The following is a 24,119-nucleotide window of genomic DNA, read 5'->3' as shown; positions in this document are numbered from 1 at the left end:
CTTTTTTAGACTGCCCGAAACCGCGCATGGTTCCCGCACCCTAAAACTAGAAGCGTGTGATGCCCTCTGCGGTGACGACGGCATCAACCTTGCGGTCATGGTCCTCGGTAGGCAGCTCGTCTAGGAATTCGGAAGGGTAGACCATGGCGAAAACCGGCGGCTTGCCGTGGGGAAGCGGCTCTAGCGCGCGGTCATAGTAGCCACCGCCCTTGCCCATGCGGTTGCCCTTGGCATCTACCGCCATGGCGGGGGCGAGCACCAGATCGCACTCGGCCAGCACGCTGCTATCAAAGCTTGGGCCCTGAGGCTCATTCAAACCCAATGGGCTAGTGTGCATGGCTTCCTTGCCGCGGTATTCGGCAAAGGTCAACGTGCCATTCTCACCGGAAATCGGCAGGAGGACGCGGGAGACATGCTCCTTGAGCCACGGCACAAAGTCCGCACCACCGGGCTCAGAGCCCAAAGGCCAGTAGGCGGCCACCGTCATGGACTCGGTGAGCTCGGATTCGAGATGCTTGCGCACGGCGGCGGTAAAAGCATCGTGGTCCTCGGAGGAAAGTTCGCGGCGGGCTTGGACCAAGCGGGCGCGCAGCTCGTTTTTGGCGGTGATGGAAGAGGTCATGAATAAATCATAACCCCGCGGCGTAGCGGTGCACGGGAAAATAATGTGGCGTTGTACGCTATTGTGCATGGCTATAGAACGCGAAGATTCCGCCCGCGGAATCACCACGGTTGTAGTTCCAGCGGCAGGTATGGGCACCCGATTTTTGCCCGCCACCAAGACGGTTCCAAAGGAACTGCTGCCCGTTGTTGATACTCCCGGCATCGAACTCATCGCAGAGGAGGCGGCCTCTGTCGGCGCGCGCCGCCTTGCGGTGATTACCGCGCCCGATAAACAAGAAGTCATGCGCCATTTCGAGGCTTTCCCCGAGCTGGTAGAGACCCTTGAATCCCGCGGCAAGGACGAGCAGGTGGCCAAGGTCAAGCGCGCCAACCAGATCATTCACCCCGTCGCGGTGGAGCAGGAAAAGCCGCTGGGCTTGGGCCATGCGGTGGGCCTTGCTGAAGAGGTGCTTGGGGAAGACGAGGACTCCTTCGCCGTCATGCTCCCTGATGACATTGTCTTGCCCGCCACCGTCATGGCGGATATGGCGCGCGTGCGCGCGGCATTGGGCGGCAGCGTGCTGTGCGCCTTCGAGGTCCCGCGCGAGCAGACCTACAACTACGGCGTCTTCGACGTGGAAGATACCGATGCCCCTGGCGTGAAGAAGGTCGTGGGCATGGTGGAAAAGCCGGCAGTAGAGGAAGCCCCTTCTAACCTCGTGGCCACCGGCCGCTACCTTTTGGATCGCAAGATCTTTGATGCCCTGCGCCGCATTAAGCCGGGCAAGGGCGGCGAGCTGCAGCTTACTGACGCCATCGAGCTCCTCATTGAGGAAGGCGAGCCCGTCCACGTGGTAGTTCACCAAGGAAAGCGCCATGATTTGGGCAATCCCGGCGGCTATATCCCCGCCAACGTGGACTTTGGCCTGCGCGATGAAAAGTATGGTCCCACGCTGTATAAAGCGATTAAGAAAATCATGGCCGAGTATGAGGACGAGCACGGCCTAGCCTAGGGATTTTCCCAGTGGCCAAGGACGTGGAAGCGAAGAAAGGGCGGGCATAGACCTTATGCGTTCAGTTGATGACCAGTTGGCGCTGGTAACGGATGCGGCGACGACGCCGGAGCCGGTGCGCATCGGTATTTCCAACGCGCTGGGTTTGATGTGCGCCGAGCAGGTACAGGCTAACCAGCCATTACCAGGCTTCCCGCAAGCGGCCATCGATGGCTACGCGGTGCGCGCCGTGGATATTGGCGGCGAGCGGGGCTTGCGGGTGCGCCGCCACAAGGACCAAGAAGAACAGTCCGCAGAGAGCGAAGAGGATGCGGATTCCCCGCAGCCGGAGGTAGAGCGTTCCTTGCCCGTGGTGGGTGAGGTTCCGGCCGGCTCCAAGCAGCCGCTGCGCTTGCAACCTAAGCAAGCGGTGCGCGTATATACGGGTGCGCCTTTGCCCACGCTTGCCGACGCCGTCCTTCCCCTCGAGTGGACCGACCGCGGCCGCAAGCGCGTTACCGCCCACCGCCCGGTGCGCTCTGGTGATTTTGTGCGCCGGGTAGGCGACGATATCCAGCCTGGCGATGTCGCCGTATCCTCCGGCACCGTCTTGGGCCCAGCTCAGATTGGCCTTCTAGCCGCGGTAGGCCGCTCAAAGGTGCTGGTGTATCCGCGCCCGCGCATCACCATCATCTCCTTTGGCCGCGAGTTGGTTGACTTGGATCAAGAACCGGCACTGGGCCAGGTTTTTGACGTGAACTCTTATTCCTTGGCTGCCGCGGCCCGTGAAGCCGGGGCGGAGGTGCACCGCGTGGGCATTGCGGAGGGCGAGCCACGCCGCATCCGCGAAGCATTGGAAAAGCACATTGCCCGCAGCGAGGTGCTGGTCATCTCCGGCGCAGTAGGCGGCGCTGGAGCCGAGGCCATCCGCGAGATCCTCGACGATCTTGGTGATGTCGATACCTCCCGCGTGGCCATGCATCCCGGCTCCGTCCAAGGCTTTGGACTGGTGGGAGAGGAGCGCATTCCTACCTTCTTACTGCCGTCCAATCCGGTGTCCGCGCTAGTGGTCTTTGAGGTATATATCCGCCCGCTCATCCGCTTGGCGCTGGGCAAGCGCAATGCGCACCGCCGCGTGGTGCGTGCGCGCGCGTTGAACCACATCGATTCCCGCCCCGGCCGGCGCGGCTTCATCCGTGCTCGCCTGATGCGCGATGCCGAAACCGCGGATTACTTGGTGGAAGGCCTCGGCGGTGCCGCGGGTGCCCCGGCACACCTCTTGGCCGGCCTCTCCGAGGCCAACGCCATGATTCGCGTGCCGGAAGAGGTCACGGAAATCCGCCCAGGCGATGTGGTTGATGTGTTGTTTTTGACCCAGCGCAGCTAATGCTCGATCCTTTCGGCAACGCGGCGGATAGGTTCCGCCATCCTGCTACCGGCCCCACCGATGACATGCACCCGGGGTGGCCGGAATCTACTCCTATTGTCCAGCTTCCCTCCTCTTCTGTCTTTCCCTCGGGGGCGCGGATGCGCTTGCGCCCTCTGCTGCGTTCCGACGGCCATGAGTGGCGGCGTCAGCGCATCGACGATGAAAGCTTCCTCCGCCCGGTTGAGCCGACCCAAGCCGCACCGTGGGCGGCGGCGCATAGCCAGCAGGCGTGGTGGAATCACCTGATGTACCTGCGCACTGCCGCGCGTGAGGCGCTGGTAGTCCCGCTCGTCATCGAGGTGGAGGGGAAATTCGCCGGGCAGGTGACCCTGGGAAATATTCAGCATGGCAGCATTCGCGATTGCTGGATTGGCTACTGGGTCTATTCTGCGGTTCACGGCGCCGGGGTGGCTACGGCCGCGACCGCCTTGGGTGTGGACCATGCCTTTGGGCGGGTGGGTTTGCACCGCGTGACCGCCACCTATCTGGAGCACAACCCGGCCTCGGGTCGCGTCTTGGCCGCCAACGGATTCCGGCATGAGGGGTATTTGCGGCGCAATCTGCATATCGACGGCGCGTGGCAGGACCACCACTACGTGGCGTTGGTGAAAGAAGACTTTGCCTCTACGGCGGTGGAGCGCCTGCGCCAGGCTGGACGACTGGCGTGAAATAGCGTCCCAATTACTGGGAATCCGACCTCAATTTTCACATAAGTCACAACATTGTAATTTGTGTGAATTTGGGGTGCTACGGTGCGGTTTCACCGTTTAAGGTGGAGTAATCATCTGTATTCAAGGGGAAGGTCCTTTTCGTGTCGACAGCTGTGCCGATTATCGCGATCATCGTGGTGTGGCTCTTCGTGCTCGCACCGTGGCTATTGGGTAGGAATAACCGCCCAATGAGCCATACCGGTGAGGCCTTTGAAGATACCCGTGTCCTCTTTGAAGGAGATTCCGGCAAGGTCGCCGGCCGACGTCGTCCGCGCCTGCGCGCCGACGACGTCCACCGCCGTGACGATGAGGACGAGGCGGACTACGAAGTCGTCGAGGCTGCAGACGTTGCCGACAGTGAAACCGATACCGAGGCCACCAAGCCCTCGTCGCGCTCCGTAACTATTGCCGGTGCCGCACGCCGGGCCAAGTCCCAGCCCTTCGGTAGCGGTAGCCGTGCGTTTACTGCTGCATCTGCCTCCACCGCCGGTGAAGAATCCACGCAACAGGCAGAAACCATCGACGGCGAATTGGTGGAAGAAGCGATTGCAGATGAAAACGAGTCTGCAGTCGAGCCACAGGCAGCTGCGGTTCCTGCCTCCCAGCAGGCTGATGCGGACAAGGAAGCCAACACCGCAGAGGCGGACGACGTCGACGACGTGCTGCTGGAGGACGAGGACGACGCCGTGGACGAGTCCACTGAGGACAAAGCCTCCGATGTTGCTGCGTCCGAGGCTGAGGTATTTAGCGCCCCAGCTGTCTCTAGCGTGGCGAACGATGCCTATGCCTACGACGAAACCTTTACCTCGCCGGTAGACCTCATGTATCCGGGAGCCGTTGACAAGGCCGAGGTCAATGAGGATGACTCCGTAGATCCTGCCAGCGCGGACGAGGTAGACGAGGCCGAGGGATCCGAGGAGCTCGCGGCGGCCAAGGAAGCAGACGAAACCGGCATGGATACCGACCTGTCCGAGGACGAGGTTGAATTCGCCCAGCGTCGTTTGGGCCGCGGTGGCTGGGACCCGGTTGCGGAAAAGGAAAAGTCTGCAACGCGATACCAGCGACGTCAGCGCACCCTGCTGGGGCTTGCCGTGGCCGTGGTGCTCACGGTAGCCCTCGGAATCGTGGTCGGTGGTTGGACGTGGTGGTTGGCTGCCGTCGCCGGCGTGCTCACCGTGGCTTACTTGATCGCCCTTCGCTCTCAGGTACGCCAGGAACAGGCACTGATGCGCCGCCGTGTGCGCCACCTGCGCCGCGCCCGTTTGGGCGTGCGCAACGCCGAGGACGAAGAGCTAAAGATTCCGCGCAATCTGCGCCGCCCAGGCGCCGTGGTTGTGGAAATCGACGATGAGAGCCCGGACTTCGTGCACCTTCCGCTGAGCTTTAGCGATGGTGAGGACGGCGACTTTGACGGCCCGCACGCCGGGCCCGATGGTTATGGCCGTCGCGATGACCTAGCGGCCCGCCGCGCTGGATAAGCGCGCGTGGCGGACTAGCTAGCAGCGTCGTGAAGCTCGTCAGCGCCCGCTGTCTGCGAGTTCGCCAGCGCGTTGTATTCCTGCGCTAGGCCATAATTCGGCACGCCGCTCTCCAGCCACACCCCGGAGGTACCGCGGCGATGGGAGCCGATAAGGTGCGTATCAATCATGCCGATGGCCTCCATGAGGGCGAAACAGGTAACCGGTCCAACGAAGCGAAAACCCTTCTTCTTGAGTTCGCGGGACATGAGCTTGGACTCGTAGCTCTTTTTCGGAATATCTTCCATCACGGTGGGGTAGAGGTTCTCCGGAGGCTGGTAGGCCCAAATGAACTCCGCCAGCCCGCCTTCCTCGCGCAAAGCGATGGTCGCCTTTGCGTTATTAATTGCGGCGCGGATTTTGGTTTCGTTGCGGATAATAGAGGCGTCGCCAAGCAAACGCTCCACGTCCGCCTCATCGAATTGGGCGACCTTGTCCGGATCGAAGTTGCAAAAGGCCGCACGGAAGGCCTCGCGCTTCTTGAGCACCACTGCCCAGGACAGGCCGGACTGGAAAGACTCGAGACTCAAACGCTCGTAAAGTCCAGCTTCATCGAAAATGGGCAGGCCCCATTCGGTGTCGTAATACTCCTTTAACATCGGCGAGGACATCGCCCAAGGCGGGCGGCCCAGGCCATCATCGTCATAGACCAAGGTGGTGCGCTCTTCGGACTGCGTGGTTGGTTCGCTCATGGTGTGTTCTCCTTTTATCTTTTGTGCGTGGTTCCCATTGAAACAGCCCGCGCCGCTGTGTTCTTTTCCTTCCCCCGCCAAAGGGCGAATTTCCCAGGAGTATGGGTGTAGTCCATTGCCTTCGCATCGGGTGAGGGGTTCAGGGTAATCTGTTCAGCATGAATAGACCTGCCGTACGCGATGCCGCACTGCTTATTTTTCGAGCGGTCCTCGGATTAATCTTTATCGCACACGGCGTGGACAAGATGTTTATGACCGGCATGGATGAAACCGTGGGGCAATTTTCCGCCCTGGGGGTGCCGCAGCCACAGCTTTCCGGCTATATCGCCGCCATAGGAGAGATGGCCGGCGGTGCATTCCTCGTCGTTGGTCTGCTCACCACCTTTGTCGCCGGGGCACTCGCATTGCTCATGGGGTGTGCCCTGTATTTCGTGCATTTGGGGCACGGGTTATTTGCTGCCGATGGGGGAATCGAATACCCACTGGTATTGCTGGTATCCCTGCTGATGATCGTAATTTTTGGCTCCGGTAGAGCCAGCATGGACGGGGTGCTCAGCAATGTTGACGCATAGCCAGGTCCAAGCGGCCATCTCCGCACACATGGATGGAGAGCACTCCGATCTGTCCCAGGACGTCATTGATACTCATCTGGAAAGCTGCGCCGAATGCCGCGCTTTCCGCGACAAGGCGGCCGCGCTATCGCGTTCATTGAGCTTTGTGGAGCCTGCGGATTCCGGTATGGCGCCGCCCACGGACCTTTCCGATGTCATCTTGGCCGGCGTGGAGCCGGAATGGCGGCGTACCGCGAGCGCGCGCCAAGCCAACCTCACGGTTGCGCGCGCCGCCATGGTTCTTATGGGTGCCATCTTTGCGATCTGGGCAGTGGTGCTCATCGTGCACGCCTCCGGGCTCGTACCGTTGGGCGCGGAAGGAAAGGTTCTGGACCCCACCGCGGATCCGGAGCGAGCCAACCTGCTGATGGAGGGCGCGGCAGTGCGCTTTGGCATGGCCTGTGGTCTTTTCTTCAGCGCCTGGCGCCCCGCGGCGGTCACCGGATTGCTTCCGGTATCGGCCACGATGTTTGCCTTCCTCTTCGGCTTTGGCATGCGCGATATAGCGCTGGGTACCGTAACCATTGAGCAGGTGTATTTCCTTATCGCCACCGCGCTGGCGACCCTCAGCCTGGCGTGGGCCTGGGCGGCGGAAAAGGGCTACCTGGTGCGCGCGTGGTGGAAGTCCCTCAACGCACAGCCGCAATAAGCTTCGTTCAGTCGCGGTTAGGTCCAGCTCGGCAGCCACATCATGGAGTGGTACCAGGAATCTGGAATCTTGTAGCCGTACAAAATGGGGGAGAAGTAGAAGAACATCGCCACTACCATGGCTAGGTAGAACACGGCGGCGATGGTGCCCCAACGTACGGGGCCGCCGGCCAAGCTCTTCAGCCATCCCCACCGCACAGGCCTGCCATGCCCGATGAGCTGGCCTAAAGCTAACGCAATAAGCACGATGACAAAAGGAATGAAGGCCGTGGCGTAGAAGAAGTACATTTGGCGGTCAAAGGCCGCGAGCCAGGGTAAGAAGCCTGCCGCAAAGCCGACCAGGGGGATAAGGAAGGCGCGGTTGCGGCGAATAATGAGCGACCACAGGCCCCACAGCACGGCCGGGATGACTAGCCACCAGATGGCCGGGGTGCCAAAGAGGTAGAGCATCTTGCGGCATTCGCTACTGCCATCGCCGCACTGCAGGTCGGTGGAGGAGTAGTACAGGATCGGGCGGGCGGCAACGAGCCAGGCCCAGGGCTTGGAATCCCACGGGTGATGATGGCCGCCGGAAGAGGTCAGGCTGGCATGGAATTCCAAGACAGAGGAGTGGTAGTAAAACCAGCCGGCCAAAGAATCGGGCAAGTTCATTAGCCACGATCCATCCTCGATGGTGCCATCCACCTTGGCATGGCGGTACACGGCGGTTTCGGAGGCAAACCAAGCCCGCCAGGTCCAGGCGTAGAGCAGTACCGGCACGAGCACAAGGGAGGCCAGGGCAGCAGGGGTATCGCGCACCAGGGTGCCGAGGATATAGCGGCGTACCCCATAGCGCTTGCGCAAGGCAAGGTCGCTAAAGACGGACATCAGGCCAAAGAACATGATGAAGTACAGGCCGGACCACTTGACGCCCAGGGAAAGTCCCAGGCAGACACCTGCAAGGAGGCGCCACCAGCGGAATCCAAAGCGCGGTCCGAAGGCGGAAGAGCCCATCCGGTCCTTCACAAACGCGTTGTGGAGGCGCTCGCGCATCTGATTATGATCGCGGGCGAGCGCCCAGGCGGCGGCTACCACGAAGAAGACTTGGAAGATATCCAGCATGCCGAACTTGGAGGAGACCAAGAGCACGCCATCAAATACGGCGATGAGGCCAGCTAGGGTTGCTACCTGCCAGGATGAAGAGACCCGGCGGGCCAGGGACATCGTCAAGAGCACGGTGGCTGCTCCGAAAAGCGCCGTCATAAAACGCCAGCCCAGAGGGGAATAACCAAAGACCCATTCGGCAAGTGCCACGATCTGCTTGCCCAGCGGTGGGTGTACCACCAGCCCATAGCCGGGGTTGGTTTCAATACCGCCGATAAAAAGGTTATCCCAGCTTCGCACCATGTCCCAGGCTTGGGGAACGTAGTGCTTTTCATCAAAGACGGGCGTGCCCTTGGAAACGGGCGCGGTAAGGCCGACAAAGCGGGTAATGAGTGCAAGGACGCCGACGACGCTAGTGCTTATCCAGTCAGCCTTGCCCCACTGATAGGCGCGGGGTGCTGGCGGAGCCACGGTGTCGTGCGTGGTGCGCGATGGGGCAGCGGTAGCAATAGTCACTTGGTTGAGTCTAGGCGACAACGTAGCGCAACCGCGCATTAGAGAGTATGGAATGCTAGAGGCATGTCTGTTTTAGGTCTGGATCCACTACCGCGCGGGGTAATCCTCGCCGCCACTCCGCTGGGAAACGTAGGAGATGCCTCCGCGCGTTTAATGCATGCCTTGCAGTATGCGGACGTCATCGCGGCCGAAGATACGCGGCGCGTGCGCAATCTGGCCCAGGCCTTAGGGATCGAGATTTCCGGGCGGGTGGTGTCCAATTTTGACCACAATGAAAAGGACCGGGCCCAGCAGCTTATCGATGCCGCCGCGTCAGGCACCGTCCTCGTCGTCACCGATGCCGGAATGCCGATTATTTCTGATCCGGGCCTGTCCCTTGTGTCCGCGGCGGCCGAGCGCGATATTCCCGTGACCTGTTTTCCCGGCCCCTCCGCAGTGCCGACGGCCCTGGCGCTTTCGGGCCTGGGCGTGGGGCACTTTCTTTTCGACGCCTTTCCTCCTCGCAAGCCCGGTCCCCGCAAGGCGTGGCTGGAGTCACTGCGCAACGAAAAGCGAGCCATCGTCTTCTTCGAATCTCCTCATCGCGTCGCCGAAACCCTGGCCGAGGCAGCGGAAATTCTCGGCGCCGACCGCCCGGCCGCGGTGTGCCGGGAGCTGACCAAGACCTATGAGGAAATCCGCCGCGGCAATTTGGGTGAGCTTGCCGAGTGGGCAGTAGACGGTGCTCGGGGAGAGATCACCGTGGTGATCGAGGGCGGTACAGCCGCTGCCGCTACCGCCGCAGACTTGGTGCCCCAGGCGCTCGAGCTAGCGGAGGCGGGGATGCGGCTGAAGGACGCGTGCAAGCAGGTAGCCAAAGGTACTGAGGTTTCCAACCGCGAGCTTTACGACGCCGCCTTGGACGCCCGCAAGGCCTAGCCTCACCGATGGTTTCGATTACGTCACACCCCGCATCGTTCCTAGACGGTTTCACTAACGGGGTCTTTGTAATTGAATTGTTATAGTGTTCGGGCGTGTGGGCGGCTTAAAGCGGTATTTACATGGGGAAATGAAGCGTAAAAACCTTTCAAATTATCGTGGAAAATCCCTGGGAAACGGCGTTGAGCAGCGAGGTTTCTCTGTGCTTCGTTTGATAATTGAGTAGTTCCGCACCACTGTATAGCTCATGACAAACTCGGAAAATATGGGCACAGGCGTGCCAGAAGAAGGAAAGGAACCGGTCGGCGCACAGGCGCAGCCGGCTTCTGCTTCTTCGAGCGGGCAGCCTATTGAGAATTATCAGACTGTAGACGAACAGCTGGACGCACAATCTGCCACCGGCCAGCTTCAGGATATGATTCACTCCGATGGTTTCCACCCGGAGCGCTATGACGATCCTGAGGTGGAAATCGCGGCCGATCGTGACAATATGCCAATCGATTGGTCCATCGTCGGCATTGCCGGCGTGCTGATTGCCGCGATCGTTGTGTGGGGCCTGGCTGCCCCGGATAACTTTGCCAACTTCTCCTCTTCGGCCCTGACCTGGGTCGTGGACAACTTCGGTTGGGCCTATATCCTCTTCGGCACCGTCTTCGTGGTGTTCGTTGTCTTTATTGCCGCCTCCAAGTTCGGCTCCATCAAGTTGGGCCACATTAATGAGGAGCCGGAATTTTCCACGCCATCGTGGATTGCCATGATGTTCGCCGCCGGTATGGGCATTGGCCTGATGTTCTACGGCGCTTCCGAGCCGCTGGCTAACTACCGTGACGGCACCCCAGGCCAGGGCACTGGCAACGTGGGTTCGTCCATGGCCTATGCCATGTTCCACTGGACGCTGCATCCCTGGGCGGTCTACGCCATCGTTGGCTTGGCCATCGCGTACTCCACCTTCCGCATTGGCCGCAAGCAGCTATTAAGCCAGGCCTTCGTGCCGCTTATCGGCGAGCGTAACGCCAACGGTGCGGTGGGCAAGTTCATCGATGTCCTGTCCATCTTCGCCACCGTCTTCGGTACCGCCTGCTCCCTGGGCCTGGGCGCCCTGCAGATTCAGGCCGGCTTGAAGGCATCCGGAATCATCGATAACCCCACCAATTCCGTGGTTATTGGCATCGTTCTGGTCCTTACCCTCGCATTCCTCCTGTCTGCGATGTCCGGCGTGGGCAAGGGCATTCAGTACATTTCCAATGCGAATATGGTCCTCGCCGCAGTGCTGGCCATCTTCGTGTTCATCTTGGGTCCGACCGTTACCATCCTGAACCAGATTCCTGGCTCCATCGGTAACTACCTTAACTACTTCACCGAGATGATCGGCCGCACGGCCGAGTCCGAAAACGGCGCCGCCGGTGAGTGGCTGTCTGGCTACACCATCTTCTACTGGGCATGGTGGGTTTCTTGGTCCCCATTCGTGGGCATGTTCTTGGCACGCATCTCCCGTGGCCGTTCCGTCCGCGAGTTCTGCCTGGGTGTCCTGCTTATTCCAGCCGGCGTATCCACCCTGTGGTTCGCTATCTTCGGCGGCACCGCTATCCACATGGAGCAAAACGGCGAATCCATTACCGGCGAGTCTGCTGAGGAAGAGCTGTTCAACCTCCTGCAGTCCATGCCGGGCGGCTTCGTTGCCGGTATTGTTGCAGCGGTCCTTCTGGCTACCTTCTTCGTCACCTCTGCGGACTCCGCATCCACGGTGATGGGCTCCATGTCTCAAAACGGTGCTTCTACCGCTAAGCCGTGGCTATCCGCGGCATGGGGCGCACTGACTGCCTTGGTAGGCCTGACCCTGCTTCTGGCTAATGAGGACGCACTGTCTAACCTGCAGAACGTCACCATCGTTGCTGCACTGCCATTCTTGTTCATTGTCGTTGGCCTGATGTTCGCCATCTACAAGGCGCTGAGCGAGGATGTCATTTACCTCGAGTACCGCGAGGCACAGCAGTTCCAGCGCAAGATGGCCCGCGAGCGCCGCTTGCACCGTGAGTACCAGCGCACGCAGGTACTTAAGAAGCGCCGCAACGAGCGCCTCAAGCACCCAATGAAGCGCAAGTAATTCGCACCCTTTGCGGTTGCTTTCATAGCGCCCATCGTTTCCTCAGCAATGGGGAAGCGGTGGGCGCTTTGTTCTGAAAAAGCGGTTCACCTGCGAAGTAAATGTCTGCCCTGATCGTGTGGACAAGAGCCGGCTTCGATACAGTAGAACCCATGACTGAGTCTGTAGTAGTAAATGTTGCCTGGCCCTATGCCAACGGCCCGCGCCACATCGGCCATGTGGCCGGCTTTGGTGTTCCTTCTGACGTCTTTGCACGTTTCCAGCGAATGCGTGGCCGCAACGTACTCATGGTCTCCGGTACGGACGAGCACGGCACTCCGCTATTGGTTCAAGCGGACAAAGAAGGCGTATCCGTTCGCGAGCTCGCAGACCGCTACAACCGCCAGATCGTCACTGACCTAGCCAACCTCGGCCTGTCCTACGATCTCTTTACTCGTACCACCACCCGTAACCACTACTCCGTGGTACAGGAACTCTTCAAGGGTCTGTATGCCAATGGCTACATGCTCAAAGAGACCACCCAGGGCGCTATTTCGCCGTCTACCGGACGCACCCTGCCGGACCGCTATATTGAGGGCACCTGCCCCATCTGCGGTGCGGATGGGGCCCGCGGTGACCAGTGTGATGAGTGTGGCAACCAGCTCGACCCGGTGGACCTGATTAACCCGGTCTCCAAGATCAACGGCGAGACCCCGAAGTTCATTGAAACTGAGCACTTCCTGCTGGATCTGCCCGCCATCAAGGAGGAGCTGCAAAAGTGGCTTTCCACCCGTGAGGACTGGCGCCCAAACGTCCTGAAGTTCTCCCTGAACTTGCTAGAGGATATGCGCCCGCGCACCATGACGCGCGATATTGACTGGGGCATTCCCATCCCCGTTGAGGGCTGGCAGGACAATAACGCCAAGAAACTCTACGTGTGGTTCGATGCGGTCATCGGTTACCTGTCTTCCTCTATCGAGTGGGCATACCGCACTGGTCAGCCTGAAGCCTGGAAGGACTTCTGGCAGAACCCGGAGGCCCGCCACTATTACTTCCAAGGCAAGGACAACATCACCTTCCACTCCCAGATCTGGCCGGCCGAGCTTTTGGGCTATGCCGGCAAGGGCAACAAGGGCGGTGAGCTTCACCAGTACGGCGAGCTGAATTTGCCTACGGAAATTGTCTCCTCTGAGTACTTGACCATGTCTGGTTCTAAGTTCTCCTCCTCCAAGGGCGTTGTCATCTATGTCAAGGATTTCTTGGCGGAGTTTGGCCCAGATGCCCTGCGCTACTTCATCGCCGTGGCCGGTCCGGAAAACAACGACACGGACTTCACCTGGGATGAATTTGTCCGCCGCATCAATAATGAACTCGCCAATGGCTGGGGCAACTTGGTCAACCGCACCGTTTCTATGGCGTTTAAGAACTTCGGTGAGGTTCCGGCACCAGCAGCGCTGGAAGAAAAGGATAAGGAAATCCTGCAGCTGGCGGAAGAGACCTTCGAGACCGCCGGTTCTTTGCTGGAACAGTCCAAGTTCAAGCAGGCGATTACCGCCATCATGCACGTCGTCGGCGAAGCCAACGCTTATATCGCAGACCAAGAGCCATGGAAGTTGGCCAAGGATGAGACCCAGCGCGAGCGTCTAGCCACCGTGCTGTGGACTGCTCTTCAGGTGGTCTCTGACTGCAATGTCATGCTCACGCCGTACCTGCCGTTTACCGCACAGAAGGTTCATGAAACCTTGGGCCGCGAGGGCGTGTGGGCGGCCCAGCCAGAGGTCCATGATGTCAAGGACGATATCCCGGTAGAGCTCGTCGGTGCTGGCTTGCCGCCAGAGGGCCACGAGTATCCGGTCATCATGGGTGACTACACCCAGCAGCAGGCAAAGTGGGAGCGCATTCAGGTAGAGCCGGGCACCGCCTTGGCCAAGCCGAAGCCGCTCATCTCTAAGCTCGACCCGGAGCTGGGCGAGACTGGCCCGGAGTGGGCGCCTGTTACTAAGTAATAGCACCTAAAACGGCCGCGTTATTGCTCTTTTCCAACAAAGAAGAGGGCGTAACGCGGCCGTTTCTATATTCCGGTGTGGAAGGAAGGAGTTCGAAATACCCGAATCCTTGCCCGGAAGGGTGGTTTAGCGCTCGAAATCGCGCTGGAGGTGTACCAAGCCGAGGCGGACGCCATCCTTGGTATGGATATTCGGCATGCGGCCGGTCTCGGTAAAGCCGAACTTCTTGTGTAGGGCGATGGAACCCTCGTTGGTATCGACGATATAGGTAATAATCGTCTGTACGTAGGTGTCGTCGGCGGCGACGTCCATGAGGGCGTCGAGAAGCTCGGAGCCCACGCCCTTGCCCTGAGCGGAGGGGGCAATGTAGACGGAGTCTTCCACGGTGCCGTAATAGATGGCGGGGGTTACGAACTGGAAGTAGGCCGCCCAGCCAATGACCTCATCATCGTCCACGGCTACAAAGACCGGGGAGCCGGCCTTAAACATTTCCTTGAGCCACTCTTCGCGGTCAGAGACATCTTCTTGCCACGTGACCAGGTTAGCGGCGGGTTTCGCTGCGGAGCCGGCGTTGTAGATGACGGTGAGCGCGGGGGCGTCGGCAAGCTCAGCAGGACGGATATGCATAGAAATTCCTTTACACCAGAAGTTGTAGGTGGGTGAGGCTCAACCAGTGATCGAACTTGTAGCAAACCTCTTTAAGAGTACCCACGTTTTCAAACCCGAACTTTTCATGCAACTTTAGCGATGCAACATTGGTGGAAACGATGAGCGCGAGCAGGGAATGGACCTTATCATCGGCGCGGGCCGCATCCACCAAGGCGCCAAGCAACGTGGTGCCTACGCCCTGGCCCTGAGCGGCGGGGGAGAGATAGATGGTGGTCTCATAACAGCCCGTCCACACCTGCGGATCGCGGTAAGGATGGTAGAGCGCCCACCCCAGGTAGGCACCAGAATCGGACTCCGCGATGAGGCACGGGCAGCCCTCTTCCCAGATGTGGCACAGGTAGTCCTCGCGCTCTGCGATGCTGGCCGGGGTAGTGCGGAAGATAACGTCGGTGTGCTCGATGGCCCAGTTGAGGGTCTCGGTCATGGCGGGCACATCCGCAAAGCCAGCGGGTCTGATCAACATGGCAGCCAATATTACAATTGCCTACATGGCTAAAAAGAAGCGACGTCCCACTCCCGTTCCGGCACCAGGCCTAAGCGGCCTCATCGATGCGCACACGCACCTGTTTTCCCACAAGGACACCGATGAGGTGCTGGTCAATCGCGCGCGCACCGCCGGTATTAGCCGTATGGTGACGGTGGGCGATGACCGCCGTGAATCGGCCGCGGCGCTGGCTACTGCACATTCCTTTCCGGATGTCTATGCCGCCTGCGCCATTCACCCGGTGTGCGCCAATGAGTTGGATGCGCCAACCAAGGTGGCGCTGGAGGAGATGGTGGTGGATCCGCGCTGCGTAGCGGTGGGAGAGACTGGCCTCGATGCCTACTGGGTGCAGCACGAGCCGGAGACCACCGCGACTATGGCCCAGCAGGAGGAATCCCTGCGCTGGCATATTGACCTTGCGGTACGCCATGGCAAGACTTTGATGATCCACAACCGCGAGGCGGATGCGGACTTAATGCGCATTCTTGCCGACGCCCCCTCACCCGACACCGTCATGCTGCACTGCTTTTCCTCGCCGCTGAAGGTGGCCGAGGAAGCCTTGGAGCGCGGCTACGTATTGTCCTTTGCTGGCAACGTCACCTTCAAGCGCAACGCCGAGCTGCGGCAGGCGGCGGCGAAGGCACCGGCTGGTCAGCTTCTGGTGGAAACCGATGCGCCATATATGACGCCAGAGCCCTACCGGGGCCAGCGCAATGAACCGGCTCTTATCGGGCACACATATGAATGCATCGCTCGCGTGCGCCACCAGACGGTGCAGGCGCTAGCCGCGGAGGTAAACGACACTTTTGATCACGTTTACGGCCTGGGCTAACGCCTAGGTGACGGTTTTCACAAAAATAAAACCCGCAGGTCAACGGTGGCGGGGGTGTTTGGTGTGGCGATTGTGCGCCCAGTGAGGCGTGTGGTGGATTAGTCCTCGACTTTGTGGTGCTGTTATCGTATCGTTATTAATCGTTCGTTTAGGTTTTAGGGTCCTGCAGCGCCACCCTCGGTGCGGCAGCAGCGGATCTCAGTAGAGCAAACGCCTGCGTGGACAACTCTGCTGGCCTAAACTCTTGTAATTGTTGAAACCTGCACAACCGGAGATTTATTCAGCATGTCACCTCATCAGATCAAGCGCCTCAATAACTCCCGCTCGCTGCCACTGCGCCTGGCAACGGGTGGCGTATTGGGCACCCTGGCCGTCGGCGGCGTGGTAGCCGTTGCGGCACAAAAGGACGTCACCGTGGACATCAACGGTGACAAGGTGGAGTTGGCTACCTTTGCCAAGGATGTCGACGGCGCGCTGGAGGCAGCCGGCGTGCAGGTGAGCGAGGAGGACATCGTCTCACCAGCCCCGTCCGAATCCGTGGGCGACGGCGATGAGATTTCCGTGCGCACCGCCAAGCCAGTAGCCGTGACCATCGATGGTGTGCAGCAGCAGCTGTCCACCACCAACCTGACCGTATCTGACCTGCTGGGTAACCTCGACGGCGTAGTCAAGGGTGCTTCTGTGAAGTCCGGTGATGCTGACGTGGACGAGGACGCCCAGCTGGAAGAGGGCATGGACCTTGAGGTTGTGTCCCCGAAGATCGTCAAGATTAATGATGGCGGCAAGGTAACCTACACCAAGATTGCCGCTAAGACCGTTGAGGACGTCCTCAAGGCTCGCAATATCGACGTTGATGACGATGACCGCGTCTTCCCGTCCAAGGACACCAAGGTTACCGAGGGCATGTCCATCAAGGTGGACCAGGTGTCCACCACTACCTATGACTCGGAAGAAGAGTTTGACGCTGAGCCCAACTTTGTCGATGACCCGGAGCTGGAAGAGGGTACCGAAGAGGTCCGCGAGGAAGGCGTTAAGGGCAAGCGCGTTATTACCCACAAGCTGGTAATGAAGGACGGCGCTAAGGAATCCAATGACGTCATCAAGGAAAAGGTGACCGTCGAGCCTAAGGCTGCCACCATTGCCCGCGGCACCAAGAAGGCCGAGGAAGAAAAGCCGGAGGAGGGCGGCAACTCCGGTGCTGCTGCCCCAGCGGTAGCCGATGGCTCCGTCTGGGATTCCATCGCGCAGTGCGAGGCCACCGGTAACTGGGCTATTAATACCGGCAACGGCTTCTCCGGTGGTCTGCAGTTCACCCCATCCACCTGGGCCGCGTTCGGTGGCACCGAGTACGCACCGGAGGCATGGCAGGCTTCCCGCGAGCAGCAGATTGCCGTGGCAGAAAAGGTGCAGGCAGCGCAGGGTTGGGGCGCATGGCCGGCATGTACTTCCAAGCTGGGCCTGCGCTAAACCGCAGCGCTTCTTGGCCGCACACCCACTGTGGTGTGCGGCTTTTTTGTCTCTTCTACTAAGTTAGAAGGCATGACTGATTCCACCGGCGCCGCGCTTTTGGGTCCCGTAGAGATCCGCGCCCTCGCGGAGAAGCTCGACATCGTGCCCACCAAGAAGCTGGGGCAGAACTTTCTGCATGACCCGAATACCATCCGGCGCATCGTCGCCGCGGCGGAGTTGGATCCCACAGATCGCGTCCTCGAGGTAGGCCCCGGACTGGGATCGCTGACCCTTGGCCTCGTAGAGGCTGTGGGGGACGTGACCGCGGTAGAGATCGATTCCCGCCTGGCAGCGCAGCTGCCCGATACCGTGGCCGAGCGCGCCCCTGAGTATGCGCAGCGCCTGCGTGTAGTGGAAAAGGACGCGTTGCGCGTGACGGATTCTGACGTCACGGAGCCGACTGCCCTCGTGGCCAACCTGCCGTATAACGTCGCTGTGCCGGTTCTACTGCATTTGTTGGAGACCTTCCCCTCCATCCGCCGCGTGCTGGTGATGGTCCAGCTGGAGGTGGCGGACCGTCTCGCCGCCCAGCCCGGCAGCAAGGTTTATGGCGTGCCCTCGGTCAAGGCGGGCTTCTATGGCAAGGTCTCCAAGGCCGGCACGATTGGCAAGAACGTCTTTTGGCCCGCGCCCAATATTGAATCCGGGCTGGTGCGCATAGACGTCTTTGCGGACGCCCCCTGGCCGGTCACCGATGAGTCGCGGGCTAAGGTCTGGCCGGTTATCGACGCCGCCTTTGCCCAACGCCGCAAGACCCTGCGCGCGGCATTGTCCGGCCATTTTGGTTCGGGTGCCGCCGCCGAGGAAGCCCTGCGAGCGGCGGATATCGATCCGAAGCAGCGCGGCGAAAAGCTCGCCGTGGAGGACTTCGTACGATTGGCGGGAATCTAAATGAGTGCACCGCTAGATAACGAACCGTTCGTCTATACCGCGCGCGCTCACTCCAAGGTCAATATTCACCTCGGTGTGGAGGAGCCGCGCGAGGATGGGTTCCATGAGCTTGCCAGTGTCTTTCAGTCTTTGGAGCTGCATGACACCGTGGCGCTCACGGACTTGGGTAATCCCGAGGTGGATAAGCCGCGCATTCAAGGCTTAAAGGTTACGGGCCCTCATGCACAGGGTGTGCCAGAGGACTATACAAACTTGGCGTGGACCGCGGTTAACCGCATCATGCAGTACCTATACACCACCCATGGGCCGAAGGCGCTGCCGGAGGTAGCGCTGGAAATCCACAAAGCCATCCCTACCGCCGGCGGCATGGCGGGCGGCTCTGCTGATGCGGCAGCCGCGCTGCGCTTAGCCGAACGCTGCTATGGCGGCTACTACAACATCGACTCGGTGGGTGAGCCGATTCTGGACGCGCTAGGCGCGGCGCTGGGGTCTGATGTTCCCTTTACTCTGTTGGGTGGCACCGCGCTCGGTACGGGGCGCGGCGAGCAGCTTACCCCGATGATGGCGCGCGGTACCTACCATTGGGCGCTTATTGCCTCGGACCGCGGGCTATCTACCCCGCAGGTCTTTCACAAGCTGGATGAAATGCGAGAAAAGGGTCGCGGCGGCGAGCCGCACATGGATACCGCGGCGGTATCGCAGGCACTGATCTCGGGCGACCCGCACCGGGTGGCAGAGCACTTGCACAATGACCTGCAGCCGGCGGCGCTTTCCCTGCGCCCGGACCTGCGCAAGACGCTGGAGGCGGGTGTGGCCGCCGGAGCCCTCGCGGGCATCGTCTCCGGCAGTGGTCCGACCTGTGCCTTCCTCTGCGCCGGGGCAGAGGAGGCTAGGGAAGTGGTCTCCCAGGTGACGGTGGAAATTTCCGGAACCAAAGGTGTGGCTACCCATGGACCCGCTAGCGGTGCTGTGGCGCTGTAGCTAGAGCACCGTCATCTCGGTGGGCTCGATGTCGAGGTCAAAGCGGTTGACTTCCTTTTCTTGGAGGAGGTCGATGACCACGAGCTGCTTCTTTTGGGCGTCGGTAATAAAGGCGTAGCCATCGGCAGCTTGCAGGATTGGCCCCGGCTGCTGCCATTCCTTATTTTCCTTCCACTTGGAGATGGCATCGATCTGCGAGGTGATTTCCCCGGATTCGGGGTCGATGATGTTGAGTTTGCCGTCGGTAGTGAGCACCAGTGCCTCGCCTAGCGGGCCGCGGGCCAGGGAACGGAACCAATAGGAAGCATCGAGGTCAACCTTCTTCGCGGAAAAGTCCTTGGTATTCACCAGGGTTACGGAGGTGGGGCGTTCGAGCTCTGCAACCTTGTCGATCTTATTCTCGGCCAAGATGACATCGGATTCCTCCGAACCGGCAGCATTGCCCGAGCGCTGGTAGCCGCCTGCACCGGCATAGGCGGAGGCATCTACCTTGTGGAACTTGGTGCCGTCGAAGACTACAGGGCCGTCCTCGCAGCCGAAGAAGATATTGCCGTTACCAGCGGCGGCCTCGCCGTGTACGCCAGGGCACTCGGTGGTTTCAGTAAGGACCTTGCCCTCCTTGTCCAGGTGCTGGATGGTGTGGCGCTCGTCCTCGGTTCCCTTGGTGATAACTACCGAGCCATCCTTCAGCGGTACGGCCACGCCGTGGTGTGCAGCCCCCGTCTCTACGGTATTGACCGGCTGGGCATCGTCTTTGCCCATGTCTTCGGTCTTGTAAATTTTCGCTACGCCATCGCCATCAGAAAACAGTGCGGTAAAGCCGTCGTGGTGGACCACATGGCCGGCGTGCGGGGCCTTGATAGGGGCGTCGCCAAGCGAAGGCTCAGCGGTGTAGTAGTGGTTGTGATCGCCGTGGCCCTTGGTGATGCGCCCGGTGTCGTAGGTAAGGAAGCTATCGCCTTTGGTGACCACGACGTGGCGGTCATCGCCGGCATCGCTCAAGCGCAGGAAGGCATTCATTTTGTCCTCGCCGATTACCTTGCCGGTCTTGGCGTCATAAGTACGCAGTCCGTCCGCGTGGGAAATGACAATGCGGGTGGGCAGCTGGGCTACCTCGGTCTCGCCCTCCTCGGCTTCGAAACCTTCGTGCGAGTGCCCGGCGTGGTCATGGCCGTGCTCATGCTCATGCTCATGGGCGTGCTCGTGAGCGTGGTCCTCCTCGCTGTGCGCGTGGTCGTGGGAGTGCAGGGAATCCTTTTCCTCTTCGGTGGGGGCGGAACAGGAGGCAATGGCTACTGCCGCGGCAGAGAGCACCGCGCAGAGGGAAAGTGTGTAATGCTTCATACATAGGCACACTATTGGACGTGAAAATCAATAGCAATAGTTTGGAGAAATGCGGGGGTATGTGCAGGGAGGTATTAAGATGGACACTCGTTATGGCAAACCTGATTAACCTCGAGCAAGTCAGCAAAACTTATGGATTAAAAACCCTCCTAGACGGGGTATCCCTAGGTGTGCAAAGCGGCGATCGCATCGGCATCGTCGGCGTTAATGGCGGTGGCAAAACCACCCTGCTGGAGGTGCTCACCGGCATCGAGCCACCCGACGCCGGCCGTGTATCCCATACCTCTGATTTGCGCATGGCTGTGGTTACGCAGCGCTTTGACCTGCCCGATGAGCTGACCATCGCGCAAGTGATCATCGAGCCGCTGGAATTGGAGACCTATGAGTGGGCCTCCAATGCCAAGGTGCGCGATGTTTTGGGCGGACTGGGCATCGTAGATCTTGGGCTCGATACTCCGGTGGGTTCGCTCTCCGGTGGCGAGCGCCGCCGCGTGAACCTGGCCGCCGCGCTGGTGCAAGATTTGGACCTCGTGGTGCTCGATGAGCCAACCAACCACCTCGACGTGGAAGGCGTGCAATGGCTCGCGGACCACCTGCTCAAGCGCAACCTGGCCGTGGTCGTGGTTACTCACGATCGCTGGTTCCTCGATACCGTGGCCACGTGGACCTGGGAGGTGCACGATGGCGTGGTCGATACCTACGAGGGCGGCTACAACGATTGGACCTTTGCCCGCGCCGAGCGTGCCCGCCAGGCCGATGCCATGGAGCAGCGCCGCAAGAACCTCGCCCGCAAGGAACTGGCCTGGCTGCGCCGCGGCGCACCGGCGCGTACCTCCAAGCCGCGCTACCGCATCGAGGCCGCCGAGGCGCTGATTTCTGACGTCCCGGAGCCGCGCAATAAGGTCGAGCTCATGGCCTTTTCTAAGCAGCGCCAAGGCCGCGTGGTCATCGAGCTAGAGGATGCCACCGTGCAGTCCCCGGACGGTCGCACCTTGGTGGATCACTTCACTTGGCGCCTAGCCCCCGGCGAGCGCATCGGTTTGGTGGGCGTTAATGGCTCCGGCAAGACCACCCTGCTGCGCACCCTGGCCGGCGAGTACGAGCTGGCGGCCGGCAAACGCATCGAGGGCCAAACCGTGCGCCTCGGTTGGTTGCGCCAGGAACTCGATGACCTAGACCCGCAGCGCCGGCTTATCGACGCCGTCGAGGACGTCGCCACCTACGTTCAGCTCGGCAAAAAGGAGCTTTCCGCCTCCCAGCTGGCCGAGCGCCTGGGATTTTCCGCCAAGCGTCAGCGCACCCCGGTAGGAGATCTTTCCGGCGGCGAGCGCCGCCGCTTGCAGCTCACCCGCGTACTGATGGCCGAGCCCAATGTGTTGCTGCTGGACGAGCCCACCAATGACCTCGACATCGACACCCTGCAGGAGCTGGAGTCCCTCCTGGACTCTTGGCCGGGCACCCTGGTGGTCATTTCCCACGATCGCTACCTCATTGAGCGAATCGCGGATAACACTTACGCGCTCTTTGGCGATGGCAAGCTCACCAACCTTCCCGGCGGCATCGACGAGTACCTGCGCAAGCGTGCCGCACTTGAGGCCCAGCAGAGCTCCGGCGTGCTCAACCTGGGAGAAAAGAAGGCAGATAGCGCTGCACCGAAGCCAGAAAAGAAGCTCTCGTCCCAGCAAGAGCGCGAAATCACCAAGAGGATGAACGCGCTCGAGCGCAAGATGCAGAAGCTGGAAAAGTCAGCCGCGCAGATCAATGAGAAGATGGCCACCGCCGCGGAAAAGGTTGATACCCAGGCCTTGACCGAATTGGATGGAGAACTAAAGGAAAACCGCAGCGCCTACGAGGAATTGGAGATGGAATGGCTGGAGTTGGGGGAGAAGCTCGAAGGGTAGAAGCCCGCATCGCCGATATTGTCAGCCACCTCGACCTGTGGGGCATTATCGGCGCCGCAGCGCTTTTTACCCTGGGGCTTACCCCATCTATCCTGCCGCGCGATTGGCTCTACCAAGGGCTCGTTTCCGGCATTGCCGCAGGGGTCGGCTATACGCTGGGCATCGCCCTCAAGCTCGTGTGGTACCGGCTCGTGGTGCGCTATGTGGCGCCTCGGCATGCCTGGCTTGATGCCACCACGTGGCCAGCTCGGCGCTACCGCCTAGCCTCCCGCATCGCCACCGGCGCTTTTGTGGTGTGGATGATAGGTTTTGCGATCTTCGCCGTGCGGTGGCAACGCCAACTCGCAGATGCCCTGTCCGCGCCAGCACCCACCATTGCCAGCTATGTGCTGGTGGTTCCGTTGGCGCTTGCGGTATTTACCGCCTTCCTTTTCATTTTGCGCCTGCTGCGCTTTTGCGTGCGCTGGCTTACCAGCCACTTTCCCCAACGCTTCCGCGCCGCCTACCGCGTTGTGGGTGCGGTACTCATCGTGGCCTTGGTGGGCACGTATACCGTGGAAAACCTCATCCCCGGCGCCATTGTGGGCGTGGGCGAGAGGATCTTTACCGCCCAAAACGCCGAACCCGATCCCGCAACGCAGCGTCCCACGTCTGCTGAGCGCAGTGGCTCCCCAGACTCCCGCGTGGACTGGAATGGGGTGGGACTGCAAGGCTCGCGTTTCCTCTCCTCCGGTGCGCACCGCGCGGAATTGGAAGAGGTTACCGGAAAGCCCGCTAAAGAACCCATTCGCGCCTATGCCGGCCTGGGCAATCGCGCCTCCAACGAGGAGCGAGCGCAGCTGCTTATCGACGAACTCGAGCGCACCCACGCCCAAGACCGCAAGGCCCTGCTTCTCATTATGACCACCGGAACGGGATGGGTGTCGTCCTATTCCGCCCAGGCCTTCGAGCTGCTCTACGGCGGCGACACCGCCATCGCGGCCGCCCAATACTCCGCCATGCCCTCGGCCCTGCATTTCCTGTCCGGCGGTGGTCAGGTAGAACGCGCCGGGCAGGAGTTCATCAACCCCATCGTGGACTGGTGGAACGGCCTGCCGGAGGAGAAGCGCCCGAAGCTCTACCTGTACGGCGAATCCTTAGGCACCACGGGCATTGAAGCGGCCTTTTCCGGGGTGCGCGATATCGCCAATTCCGTCGACGGCATCCTATTGACTGGGCCGCCGCACTTTAATCGCTTGCGCACTCAGTTTGTGGAGCGCCGCGACCCTGGCTCTTCTGAAATTTCCCCTGAATACGCCGGCGGCCTCGTCGTGCGCTTTGCCAACGATGACGCGCAGGTGCGCCAATGGGGCACGGTGCCAGAAGAGGAGTGGGGGCGCACCCGCATGCTTTATATCCAACACCCCTCGGACCCGGTGGCCTGGTGGTCGCCACAGATGGCTTTTAAGGAGCCGGATTGGATGCGCGAGCGGACCCCGTACTCTGCCGAGCGCGTGATGCAGTGGATGCCCATCATCTCGTCCCTCCAAGTAGCCGCCGATCTGCCCGGCGCAAAGGACGTACCCGATGGTCGCGGTCATAACTACGGGGCATCTGTGCTCGACGGCTTTGCCGCCATCGCTGGTCCGGACGTGGCGGGAGCCATTGACCCCGATGAGCTGCAGCGCGAATTTGCCGCGCTCGACGTCGGCATCTACTAG

21 protein-coding genes are annotated in these 24,119 nt (G+C 60.7%); 15 read left to right on the top strand and 6 right to left on the bottom strand.

Annotated features, from left to right (window positions below; translation table 11 throughout):
* Positions 1 to 46: 46 nt before the first annotated feature.
* Positions 47 to 622, bottom strand: a complete 576-nt coding sequence (locus MHY08_RS04555; RefSeq protein WP_204609784.1) for a 5-formyltetrahydrofolate cyclo-ligase — start codon at positions 620 to 622, stop codon at positions 47 to 49.
* Between the two features lie 67 nt (positions 623 to 689).
* Between MHY08_RS04555 and MHY08_RS04550 the strand changes: the two genes are divergently transcribed.
* The 4 genes from MHY08_RS04550 (at position 690) to glpR (ending at position 5,212) form a co-directional block, all read left to right on the top strand.
* Positions 690 to 1,616: a UTP--glucose-1-phosphate uridylyltransferase gene (locus tag MHY08_RS04550; protein WP_204609782.1), complete on the top strand. Its 927-nt coding sequence runs from the start codon at positions 690 to 692 to the stop codon at positions 1,614 to 1,616.
* A gap of 55 nt (positions 1,617 to 1,671) precedes the next feature.
* On the top strand, positions 1,672 to 2,982 hold the full coding sequence (glp, locus tag MHY08_RS04545) for a gephyrin-like molybdotransferase Glp (RefSeq protein WP_239235558.1): 1,311 nt from the start codon (positions 1,672 to 1,674) through the stop codon (positions 2,980 to 2,982).
* Positions 2,982 to 3,692 (top strand): GNAT family N-acetyltransferase, encoded by a 711-nt coding sequence (locus tag MHY08_RS04540; protein ID WP_005323781.1) that lies wholly within the window; start codon positions 2,982 to 2,984, stop codon positions 3,690 to 3,692. Before glp ends, MHY08_RS04540 begins: the two co-directional genes overlap by 1 nt.
* A gap of 143 nt (positions 3,693 to 3,835) precedes the next feature.
* Positions 3,836 to 5,212 carry a gephyrin-like molybdotransferase receptor GlpR gene (glpR, locus tag MHY08_RS04535; RefSeq protein ID WP_239235556.1) on the top strand — a complete coding sequence of 459 codons (1,377 nt, stop codon included), beginning with the start codon at positions 3,836 to 3,838 and terminating at the stop codon, positions 5,210 to 5,212.
* A 14-nt stretch (positions 5,213 to 5,226) separates the two neighbouring features.
* Here glpR and MHY08_RS04530 read toward each other — a convergent pair whose 3' ends face one another.
* On the bottom strand, positions 5,227 to 5,943 hold the full coding sequence (locus MHY08_RS04530) for a DNA-3-methyladenine glycosylase I (protein WP_239235555.1): 717 nt from the start codon (positions 5,941 to 5,943) through the stop codon (positions 5,227 to 5,229).
* Positions 5,944 to 6,101: 158 nt separating this feature from the next.
* Between MHY08_RS04530 and MHY08_RS04525 the strand changes: the two genes are divergently transcribed.
* Complete coding sequence (locus tag MHY08_RS04525; RefSeq protein WP_239235554.1) at positions 6,102 to 6,515, top strand: DoxX family protein; 414 nt, start codon at positions 6,102 to 6,104, stop codon at positions 6,513 to 6,515.
* Complete coding sequence (locus MHY08_RS04520; protein ID WP_239235553.1) at positions 6,502 to 7,203, top strand: zf-HC2 domain-containing protein; 702 nt, start codon at positions 6,502 to 6,504, stop codon at positions 7,201 to 7,203. The genes MHY08_RS04525 and MHY08_RS04520 overlap by 14 nt, the downstream gene beginning before the upstream one ends.
* Positions 7,204 to 7,220: 17 nt before the next feature.
* Here the strand turns inward: MHY08_RS04520 and MHY08_RS04515 are convergent, their stop codons facing one another.
* Entirely contained in the window at positions 7,221 to 8,840 is a 1,620-nt protein-coding gene (locus MHY08_RS04515; RefSeq protein WP_239235552.1) for a dolichyl-phosphate-mannose--protein mannosyltransferase, read from the bottom strand.
* Positions 8,841 to 8,864: 24 nt separating this feature from the next.
* Between MHY08_RS04515 and rsmI the strand changes: the two genes are divergently transcribed.
* From rsmI to metG, 3 genes are all read left to right on the top strand, one after another.
* Complete coding sequence (rsmI, locus tag MHY08_RS04510) at positions 8,865 to 9,719, top strand: 16S rRNA (cytidine(1402)-2'-O)-methyltransferase (protein ID WP_239235550.1); 855 nt, start codon at positions 8,865 to 8,867, stop codon at positions 9,717 to 9,719.
* Between the two features lie 247 nt (positions 9,720 to 9,966).
* Entirely contained in the window at positions 9,967 to 11,823 is a 1,857-nt protein-coding gene (locus MHY08_RS04505; RefSeq protein WP_034668575.1) for a BCCT family transporter, read from the top strand.
* A 152-nt stretch (positions 11,824 to 11,975) separates the two neighbouring features.
* On the top strand, positions 11,976 to 13,808 hold the full coding sequence (metG, locus tag MHY08_RS04500; protein ID WP_179386238.1) for a methionine--tRNA ligase: 1,833 nt from the start codon (positions 11,976 to 11,978) through the stop codon (positions 13,806 to 13,808).
* 126 nt (positions 13,809 to 13,934) lie between these two features.
* On the opposite strand, the gene MHY08_RS04495 is transcribed toward metG, so the two are convergent.
* Positions 13,935 to 14,435 carry a GNAT family N-acetyltransferase gene (locus MHY08_RS04495; protein WP_239235547.1) on the bottom strand — a complete coding sequence of 167 codons (501 nt, stop codon included), beginning with the start codon at positions 14,433 to 14,435 and terminating at the stop codon, positions 13,935 to 13,937.
* Between the two features lie 10 nt (positions 14,436 to 14,445).
* Complete coding sequence (locus MHY08_RS04490; RefSeq protein ID WP_239227974.1) at positions 14,446 to 14,940, bottom strand: GNAT family N-acetyltransferase; 495 nt, start codon at positions 14,938 to 14,940, stop codon at positions 14,446 to 14,448.
* Between MHY08_RS04490 and MHY08_RS04485 the strand changes: the two genes are divergently transcribed.
* The 4 genes from MHY08_RS04485 to MHY08_RS04470 all read left to right on the top strand — a co-directional run bounded on the left by MHY08_RS04485 (position 14,939) and on the right by MHY08_RS04470 (position 19,174).
* A complete protein-coding gene (locus MHY08_RS04485; RefSeq protein ID WP_239235544.1) occupies positions 14,939 to 15,793 on the top strand; it encodes a TatD family hydrolase in 855 nt (284 codons plus the stop codon). The genes MHY08_RS04490 and MHY08_RS04485 overlap by 2 nt on opposite strands.
* Positions 15,794 to 16,078: 285 nt before the next feature.
* Positions 16,079 to 17,260 carry a resuscitation-promoting factor gene (locus tag MHY08_RS04480; protein ID WP_239235541.1) on the top strand — a complete coding sequence of 394 codons (1,182 nt, stop codon included), beginning with the start codon at positions 16,079 to 16,081 and terminating at the stop codon, positions 17,258 to 17,260.
* 72 nt (positions 17,261 to 17,332) lie between these two features.
* Positions 17,333 to 18,193 (top strand): 16S rRNA (adenine(1518)-N(6)/adenine(1519)-N(6))-dimethyltransferase RsmA, encoded by an 861-nt coding sequence (gene rsmA / locus MHY08_RS04475; RefSeq protein WP_239235539.1) that lies wholly within the window; start codon positions 17,333 to 17,335, stop codon positions 18,191 to 18,193.
* On the top strand, positions 18,194 to 19,174 hold the full coding sequence (locus MHY08_RS04470; RefSeq protein WP_239235537.1) for a 4-(cytidine 5'-diphospho)-2-C-methyl-D-erythritol kinase: 981 nt from the start codon (positions 18,194 to 18,196) through the stop codon (positions 19,172 to 19,174).
* On the opposite strand, the gene MHY08_RS04465 is transcribed toward MHY08_RS04470, so the two are convergent.
* Entirely contained in the window at positions 19,175 to 20,518 is a 1,344-nt protein-coding gene (locus tag MHY08_RS04465) for a hypothetical protein (protein ID WP_239235535.1), read from the bottom strand.
* A 92-nt stretch (positions 20,519 to 20,610) separates the two neighbouring features.
* On the opposite strand from MHY08_RS04465, the gene MHY08_RS04460 reads away from it, so the two are divergent.
* Both MHY08_RS04460 and MHY08_RS04455 read left to right on the top strand, forming a co-directional pair.
* On the top strand, positions 20,611 to 22,419 hold the full coding sequence (locus tag MHY08_RS04460) for an ABC-F family ATP-binding cassette domain-containing protein (protein ID WP_239235534.1): 1,809 nt from the start codon (positions 20,611 to 20,613) through the stop codon (positions 22,417 to 22,419).
* On the top strand, positions 22,386 to 24,119 hold the full coding sequence (locus MHY08_RS04455) for an alpha/beta-hydrolase family protein (protein WP_239235533.1): 1,734 nt from the start codon (positions 22,386 to 22,388) through the stop codon (positions 24,117 to 24,119). Before MHY08_RS04460 ends, MHY08_RS04455 begins: the two co-directional genes overlap by 34 nt.

The organism is Corynebacterium sp. ACRPJ, assembly GCF_022347345.1.
Taxonomy (GTDB): Bacteria; Actinomycetota; Actinomycetes; order Mycobacteriales; family Mycobacteriaceae; genus Corynebacterium; species Corynebacterium tuberculostearicum_D.
This window is presented reverse-complemented; position numbering and strand designations above follow the sequence as displayed.